This is a genomic window from Phreatobacter sp. AB_2022a (assembly GCF_026847585.1).
GTDB lineage: Bacteria > Pseudomonadota > Alphaproteobacteria > Rhizobiales > Phreatobacteraceae > Phreatobacter.
The window spans coordinates 60,060-66,692 of the sequence record NZ_JAPSET010000039.1 but is presented as its reverse complement, the minus strand read 5'-3'; the positions used below and the strand labels follow the sequence as shown (position 1 = coordinate 66,692).

Here is a 6,633-nt window from a genome sequence, read left to right as displayed (position 1 = left end):
GTGCCGGCGGTCGGCAGGGTCACGGGGGTCGAATCCTGGCTCGCCAGCGAGAAGCTCGGCTCGCTGGAGCCGATGCGGATGCGCCGATTGGCGAAGCGGTCGGCAAAGCGCTGGTTGGTGCCGCCGTCGATGCCGGAACGGGCAGGAGCTGCCTCGACCTGGCCGGTGAGGCTTGCGACCTGGGCCATGTCGCGGGCGTTCTTGGCCGCGACCGCCTGGCGGATCGCCGCCGGCACGACATGCGGCGGGCAGGCGGAGGCGGCCTGGAACGACGGCCGGGCCGCGCCATCGCCGCTCACCGCGGTGAGACGGCTGCGCACGCTGCGGGCCGGAATGCTGCTCGGCGCGGCCGATGCCGCGACCGGCTGGGCCGGATCGTTGATCGACACCGGCACGGCCGCGGAGGTCGAGACCGCCGCCGTCGCCGACCGGCCGGCGCGCGTGCCGGCCCAGGGATCGGTGCCGATCATTTCGCGGGTGGCGCCCTGGGCGAGCGAGGAGTTCGGCGAAACCGCATTGAACACGTAGCGGCGCTCGCAGACGTCGACCTGCGGCTCCTGCCGCGTCACCTCGAAATGATCGTAGCCTTCCTTCAGGTTGCGCCAGAAGGCCATGTTCGGATTGTTGCGGTGCCGGGCGAGATTGCGCGGCGTCATGCGGAACGGATAGGCCTGGACCTGGAAGGTCTCCTGGCCGCCGCGCAGCGCGTCGCGCGCCAGCGCATAGACCTCGGCGATCGCCTCGTCGGTCATCGCGTAGCAGCCGCGCGACGAGCAGTCGCCATGGACCATGAGATGCGAGCCGGTCCGGCCATGGGCCCGGTCGAAGGCGTTCGGGAAGCCCATGTTGAAGGCGAGATAATAGGACGAGTTCGGGTTCATCAGGCCCGGAGTGATATTGTAGAAGCCCTCCGGCGACTGGCGATCGCCCTCGCGCACCTTCGGACCCAGCTCGCCGGAATATTGGCAGATCGGGTAGATCTTGAAGAGCGCGTAGCGGCCGGTGGCGTCGCGCTTCCAGACCTCGAGCTCGGCTTCCTGCTTGAAGATGCGCATCAGCACCGGCGAGGTGCTGGTCATGCCCTTGGCCTGCAGCTCGGCCATCACGGCCTGGGACAGCGCGATATTGCCACGGTTGGGATTGGACCGCGACATGGTGCTGTCCTGGCAGGCGGCCAGAGCGAGCGCCATCACGGCCGCCGAAGCGAACAGCCTCAAGCCCCTGGTCCGCGATGCCACCGAGGCGGCTCGAGCCATGTGACGCAATGCTCTGCTCCCGACTGAGGGCAAATCCGCCCAATTGCGGTGTCAGTCTGACGCCTGTGATCCTTAAGGGACCCTTATCGGAGACCGTTAGCGTCAACCCGCAGTTACCGCAAGATGCCTGAAACGCGACGAACGGTTAATGAATTCTACGTGAAACGGCGGCCGAGGCAACAGGCCGGGCGCGGCGCTCCGGCGGCTCAGGCCGTGCGGCCGATGGCCAGGAACTTCTCGCGCCGGAGCCGCCGGATCTCCTCGGGAGACTGGCCGGCCAGCTGCTTCAGGCCCTGTTCCAGCGCGTCGCCGACCCGCAGAATGGTCGAATCGGGGTCGCGATGGGCGCCGCCGACCGGCTCGGCGACGATCTGGTCGATCACGCCGAAGCGCAGAAGGTCCTGGGCGGTGATCTTCATGTTGGTCGCCGCGTCCTGGGCCTTGGCGGTGTCGCGCCAGAGGATCGATGCGGCGCCCTCGGGCGAAATGACGCTGTAGATCGCGTGTTCCAGCATGAGCACGCGGTTGGTCGCGGCGATCGCGATCGCCCCGCCCGAGCCGCCCTCGCCGATCACCACGGCCAGGTTGGGCACGCCGAGCATCAGGCTGCGGTCGGTCGAGCGCGCGATGGCCTCGGCCTGGCCGCGCTCCTCCGCGCCGATGCCGGGATAGGCGCCGGCCGTATCGACCAGCGAGATCACCGGAATGCCGAAGCGCTCGGCGGTCTCCATCAGGCGCGCCGCCTTGCGGTAGCCCTCGGGCCGGGCCATGCCGAAATTGTGCCGGATGCGCGTTTCGGTCGTGTCGCCGCGCTCATGGCCGAGAATGCAGACGCTCTGGCCCCGGAAACGGCCGAAGCCGCCGACGATCGCCTCGTCCTCGCCGAACACGCGGTCGCCGGCGAGCGGCGTGAAGTCCTCGATCAGCTTGGCGATATAGTCGAGCGTATGCGGGCGCGCCGGATGGCGCGCCACCAGCATCTTCTGCCAGGGCGTGAGGTTGCCGTAGAGGTCCTTCAGCGCCTGGTCGGCCTTCTGCTCCAGGCGCGCGATCTCCTCGGCGATCGAGACGCCCCCATCGCGCGTGGCGACCTCGCGCAGCTCCTCGACCTTGGATTCGAGTTCGGCGATCGGCTTTTCGAAATCGAGATAGCTACGCATCGGGTACGGATCGAGCCCAAGCTTTGAGGGCCGGACGACGTCCGGCGGAGGGCGAGGAAATGGCCCTTGTGGGGGGCGGAAGTCAAGGGACGACGGTCCGCAAACGGCAAAGGTCTTGCGATTTTAACGGTTTGCCGACGATCGAAAGCCGCGCGCCCGGCCGCAGCGGAAGCCTCAATCCTCGTCGGCGAGCGGGTGCAGGTCGCGGACGAGGCCGGCGAGCCGCTCGTCCAGGACATGCGTATAGATCTGCGTCGTCGCGATGTCGGCATGGCCGAGCAATTGCTGCACCGAGCGCAGATCAGCCCCGTTCTGCAGGAGGTGGCTCGCAAAGGCGTGGCGCAGGACGTGCGGACTGACCTTGGCCGCCGGCAGCCCGGCCGCCGAGGCCACCTGCTTCAGCTCGCGGCCGACATATTGCCGCGTCAGATGGCCGCTCTCGCCCGAGGACGGGAACAGCCATTTCGACGGGCCGAGCCCGGCCTCCTCGCGAAGTCCCAGATAGACGGCGATCGCGTCCTTCGCCGCCTGGTTGAGCGGCACGATGCGCTCCTTGTTGCCCTTGCCGCGCACGATCAGGAAGCGCTGGTCGCGCCGGGCCGCCGCGACCGGCAGGCCGACCAGCTCGGAAATGCGCAGGCCGCTGGCATAGAGCAGTTCCAGAAGGGCGGCCATCCGCGCCGCCTTCAGCCGGTCGCCCAGCGGCCGGGCGGCATCGTCGAGGCCTTCATGCGCGACCTTCAGGAGCCGGTCGACCTCGTCCGCCTTGAGGACCTTGGGCAGCGGCCGGCCCCGCTTCGGCCCTTCCAGCACCGCCGCCGGATCCTCAGGGCACAGGCCCTCGCCATAAAGAAAGCGGTGCAGCTGGCGCACCGCCGACAGCCGGCGGGCGACCGAGGCGGTCTTCAGCCCACGCCCGGCACAGTCGGCGAGATAGGCGCGGATCGCCTCGGTGGTCGCCGCCTTCGGCGCAATGCCTTCGCCGGCGAGGAATTCGGCATAATCGTCGAGGTCGCGCCGGTAGGCGCTGAGGGTATTGGCCGCGGCGCCCCGCTCGGCCGCCATCATGTCGAGGAAGAGATCGATCTCGCGGGAGGCACGCGCCATCGGCTCACCGGCGCGGCTGCAGGCGGTTCGCCGGGATGGTCACCGTCATCTCGCGCGAGGCCGGCTCGACCAGATAGGCGAGCGCCAGCATGCCCGAGAAGACGAGGCCACCGAGCACCAGCATGATGACGAGGAAGCGCGTCAGGGTCGGCATGCGGAGAAAAGCCCCTCGGATCGGCATGTGGAGCAGCCGAGACTGACCACGAATGGTTCTGCGCCGCAAGCGCCGCGGCGAAACGGTGCATGACCGGCGCACCGAGGCTTCCCGGCGGCGGCGGCGCTCTCTATGGTCCGGCGGCCCGCCCGCCCGAGGATCGCAATGCCGCTGACGATCGCCACATGGAACATCAATTCGGTGCGCCTGCGCATCGATACCGTCGCCCGCTTCGCCGAGACCTACCGGCCGGACGTCCTGTGCCTGCAGGAGACCAAGTGCCAGGACGGGCAGTTTCCGCTCGCGGACATCAGGAAGATGGGCTTCAACCATGTCGCCGTTCACGGCCAGAAGGGCTATCACGGCGTCGCCGTGCTCTCGCGCTTCGCGCTCGGCGACATCGAGCGCAAGGCCTTCTGCGGCAAGAACGACGCGCGCCACGTCGCCGTGACGCTGGCGGACGGCCCGGCGGCCGGCACGCGCATCCACAACTTCTATGTTCCTGCCGGCGGCGACGAACCCGACCCGGCGATCAACGACAAGTTCGCCCACAAGCTCGGCTTCCTCGACGAGATGGAAGGCTGGGACGCGCTGAGGGTCGGCGCCGGCACGAGCCGGACGGTGCTGGTCGGCGATCTCAACATCGCCCCGCTCGAACATGACGTCTGGAGCTCGCGCCAGTTGCGCAACGTCGTCTCGCACACGCCGATCGAGCGGCGCCGGCTGACCGAGGTCGCGACCACGGGCGGATGGGTCGACATGATGCGGACGCTGACCCCGGAGCCGGAGAAGCTCTACACGTGGTGGAGCTATCGCTCGGCCGACTGGGTGGCGGCCAACAAGGGCCGGCGGCTCGACCACGTCTGGCTGAGCCCGGCGCTCGGACAGGCCATGCGCGGCTTCGAGATCGTCCGCGACGCGCGCGGCTGGACGAGGCCCTCCGACCACGTTCCGGTCATCGCCACCCTCGACCTCTGACAGGGCCTTCGGGCGCGCGGGGCGCCCGCCCGGGGACGGAGCCGGCACAGGCCGCCGGACGGTTTCTGTTGCATTGCATCATCCGAACGCCCTATGGGGCAGGACCGGCCGTTTCGTTGACACCCCGCGGACCCGCTTCTAGGGTGCCCGCCCGGCTCGAATGGCCTGAAAACCGAACATCCGAACGGCAATTGCGCCTGTTTCGGGGAGGGACATGATGAAGATCCTTGTGCCCGTGAAGCGGGTTGTCGACTACAATGTGAAGATCCGCGTGAAGCCCGACGGCTCGGGGGTCGAGCTCGCCAATGTGAAGATGTCGATGAACCCCTTCGACGAGATCGCCGTCGAGGAGGCCCTGCGCCTGAAGGAGAAGGGCGCGGCGACCGAAGTGGTGGTCGTCTCGATCGGTCCGCAGGGAGCCGCCGAGACCATCCGCACCGGTCTCGCCATGGGCGCCGACCGCGGCATCCATGTGAAGACCGACGCGACCGTCGAGCCGCTGGCCGTCGCCAAGATCCTCAAGGGCGTGATCGGCGAGGAGGCTCCGGGCCTCGTCATTCTCGGCAAGCAGGCGATCGACGACGATTCCAACCAGACCGGCCAGATGCTGGGCGCCCTGCTCGGCTGGGGTCAGGGCTCCTTCGCCTCCAAGGTCGAGCTCGGCGCCGATGCGGTCTCGGTCACCCGTGAGGTCGACGGCGGCCTGCAGACGGTCAAGCTGAAGCTGCCGGCGATCGTCACCACCGACCTGCGCCTCAACGAGCCGCGCTACGCCTCGCTGCCGAACATCATGAAGGCGAAGAAGAAGCCGATCGACGAGAAGACGCCGGACGCCTACGGCGTCGATGTCGCCCCGCGCCTGAAGGTCCTGAAGACCGTCGAGCCGGGCGGCCGCAAGGCCGGCGTGAAGGTGGGTTCGGTGGCCGAACTCGTCGCGAAACTGAAGAACGAAGCCGGGGTGCTCTGATGTCGACCCTTCTCCTCGCGGAACACGACAACGCCACGATCAAGGATCCGACCGCCAAGGCGCTCACCGCCGCGGTCGCGCTCGGCGCCCCGGTCACCGTGCTGGTCGCCGGCTCCGGCTGCGCCGGTGCGGCCGAGGCCGCCGCCAAGCTCGAGGGCGTCGCCAAGGTGCTCGTCGTCGACAACCCGGCCTATGAGCATCTGCTCGCCGAGCCGACCGCCGCGCTGATCGTCTCGCTCGCCCCGGGCTATGCCAACATCGTCGCGCCGGCCACGTCCAACGGCAAGAACATCCTGCCGCGCGTCGCCGCCCTGCTCGACGTCATGCAGATCTCCGACATCGTCAAGGTGATCGCGCCCGACACGTTCGAGCGGCCGATCTACGCCGGCAATGCGCTGCAGACGGTGCAGTCGAGCGACGCGACCAAGGTCATCACCGTGCGCACCGCCTCGTTCCAGGCGGCCGGAGCCGGCGGCAGCGCCCCGGTCGAGACGGCCGCCCCCGCGACCGACCCGGGCCTGTCGAGCTTCGTCGGCGAGGAGCTGTCGAAGTCGGACCGGCCGGAGCTCGGCGCCGCCAAGATCATCATTTCCGGCGGCCGCGCGCTCGGCTCCAAGGAAGCCTTCACGAAGGTGATCGAGCCGGTGGCCGACAAGCTCGGCGCCGCCATGGGCGCCTCGCGCGCCGCGGTCGACGCGGGCTACGCGCCGAACGACTGGCAGGTCGGTCAGACCGGCAAGGTCGTGGCGCCCGAGCTCTACATCGCCGTCGGCATTTCCGGCGCGATCCAGCATCTCGCCGGCATGAAGGACTCCAAGGTGATCGTCGCCATCAACAAGGACGAGGAGGCGCCGATCTTCCAGGTGGCCGACTACGGCCTGGTGGGCGATCTCTTCACCGTCCTGCCCGAGCTCGAAAAGGAACTTGCCGCAATCGGCAAGTAAGGTTGCGACCTTGAGGCCTGGGCGGGGCGCCTTCCTGGCGGCCCGCCCTTGTCTCTATTATGATGCC

Annotated in this window: 7 protein-coding genes; 3 read left to right on the top strand and 4 right to left on the bottom strand. The window is 68.7% G+C overall.

The features are described 5' to 3' along the window. The 4 genes from OZ671_RS23770 to OZ671_RS23755 all read right to left on the bottom strand — a co-directional run. Window positions 1–1,256 (bottom strand): L,D-transpeptidase family protein (locus OZ671_RS23770; protein ID WP_268863026.1); only part of this gene is annotated, 1,256 nt, incomplete at its 3' end. A gap of 206 nt (window positions 1,257–1,462) precedes the next feature. Beyond that, window positions 1,463–2,416 (bottom strand): acetyl-CoA carboxylase carboxyltransferase subunit alpha, encoded by a 954-nt coding sequence (locus tag OZ671_RS23765; RefSeq protein WP_038303327.1) that lies wholly within the window; start codon window positions 2,414–2,416, stop codon window positions 1,463–1,465. A gap of 174 nt (window positions 2,417–2,590) precedes the next feature. Further along, entirely contained in the window at window positions 2,591–3,523 is a 933-nt protein-coding gene (locus OZ671_RS23760; protein WP_268863025.1) for a site-specific tyrosine recombinase XerD, read from the bottom strand. 4 nt (window positions 3,524–3,527) lie between these two features. Continuing rightward, on the bottom strand, window positions 3,528–3,677 hold the full coding sequence (locus tag OZ671_RS23755) for a histidine kinase (protein ID WP_268863024.1): 150 nt from the start codon (window positions 3,675–3,677) through the stop codon (window positions 3,528–3,530). 165 nt (window positions 3,678–3,842) lie between these two features. On the opposite strand from OZ671_RS23755, the gene OZ671_RS23750 reads away from it, so the two are divergent. The 3 genes from OZ671_RS23750 (at window position 3,843) to OZ671_RS23740 (ending at window position 6,566) form a co-directional block, all read left to right on the top strand. Next, the gene (locus OZ671_RS23750; RefSeq protein WP_268863023.1) at window positions 3,843–4,655 is read left to right on the top strand and encodes an exodeoxyribonuclease III; all 813 of its coding nucleotides are present in this window, start codon (window positions 3,843–3,845) and stop codon (window positions 4,653–4,655) included. 217 nt (window positions 4,656–4,872) lie between these two features. Next, window positions 4,873–5,622: an electron transfer flavoprotein subunit beta/FixA family protein gene (locus OZ671_RS23745; RefSeq protein ID WP_038303343.1), complete on the top strand. Its 750-nt coding sequence runs from the start codon at window positions 4,873–4,875 to the stop codon at window positions 5,620–5,622. After that, a complete protein-coding gene (locus OZ671_RS23740) occupies window positions 5,622–6,566 on the top strand; it encodes an electron transfer flavoprotein subunit alpha/FixB family protein (RefSeq protein WP_268863022.1) in 945 nt (314 codons plus the stop codon). Before OZ671_RS23745 ends, OZ671_RS23740 begins: the two co-directional genes overlap by 1 nt. Window positions 6,567–6,633: the final 67 nt, after the last annotated feature.

Coding starts and splice junctions, on each gene's coding strand:
- OZ671_RS23765 (WP_038303327.1), bottom strand. CDS start 2,416: ATGCGTAGCTATCTCGATTTCGAAAAGCCGATCGCCGAACTCGAATCC.
- OZ671_RS23760 (WP_268863025.1), bottom strand. CDS start 3,523: ATGGCGCGTGCCTCCCGCGAGATCGATCTCTTCCTCGACATGATGGCG.
- OZ671_RS23755 (WP_268863024.1), bottom strand. CDS start 3,677: ATGCCGACCCTGACGCGCTTCCTCGTCATCATGCTGGTGCTCGGTGGC.
- OZ671_RS23750 (WP_268863023.1), top strand. CDS start 3,843: ATGCCGCTGACGATCGCCACATGGAACATCAATTCGGTGCGCCTGCGC.
- OZ671_RS23745 (WP_038303343.1), top strand. CDS start 4,873: ATGAAGATCCTTGTGCCCGTGAAGCGGGTTGTCGACTACAATGTGAAG.
- OZ671_RS23740 (WP_268863022.1), top strand. CDS start 5,622: ATGTCGACCCTTCTCCTCGCGGAACACGACAACGCCACGATCAAGGAT.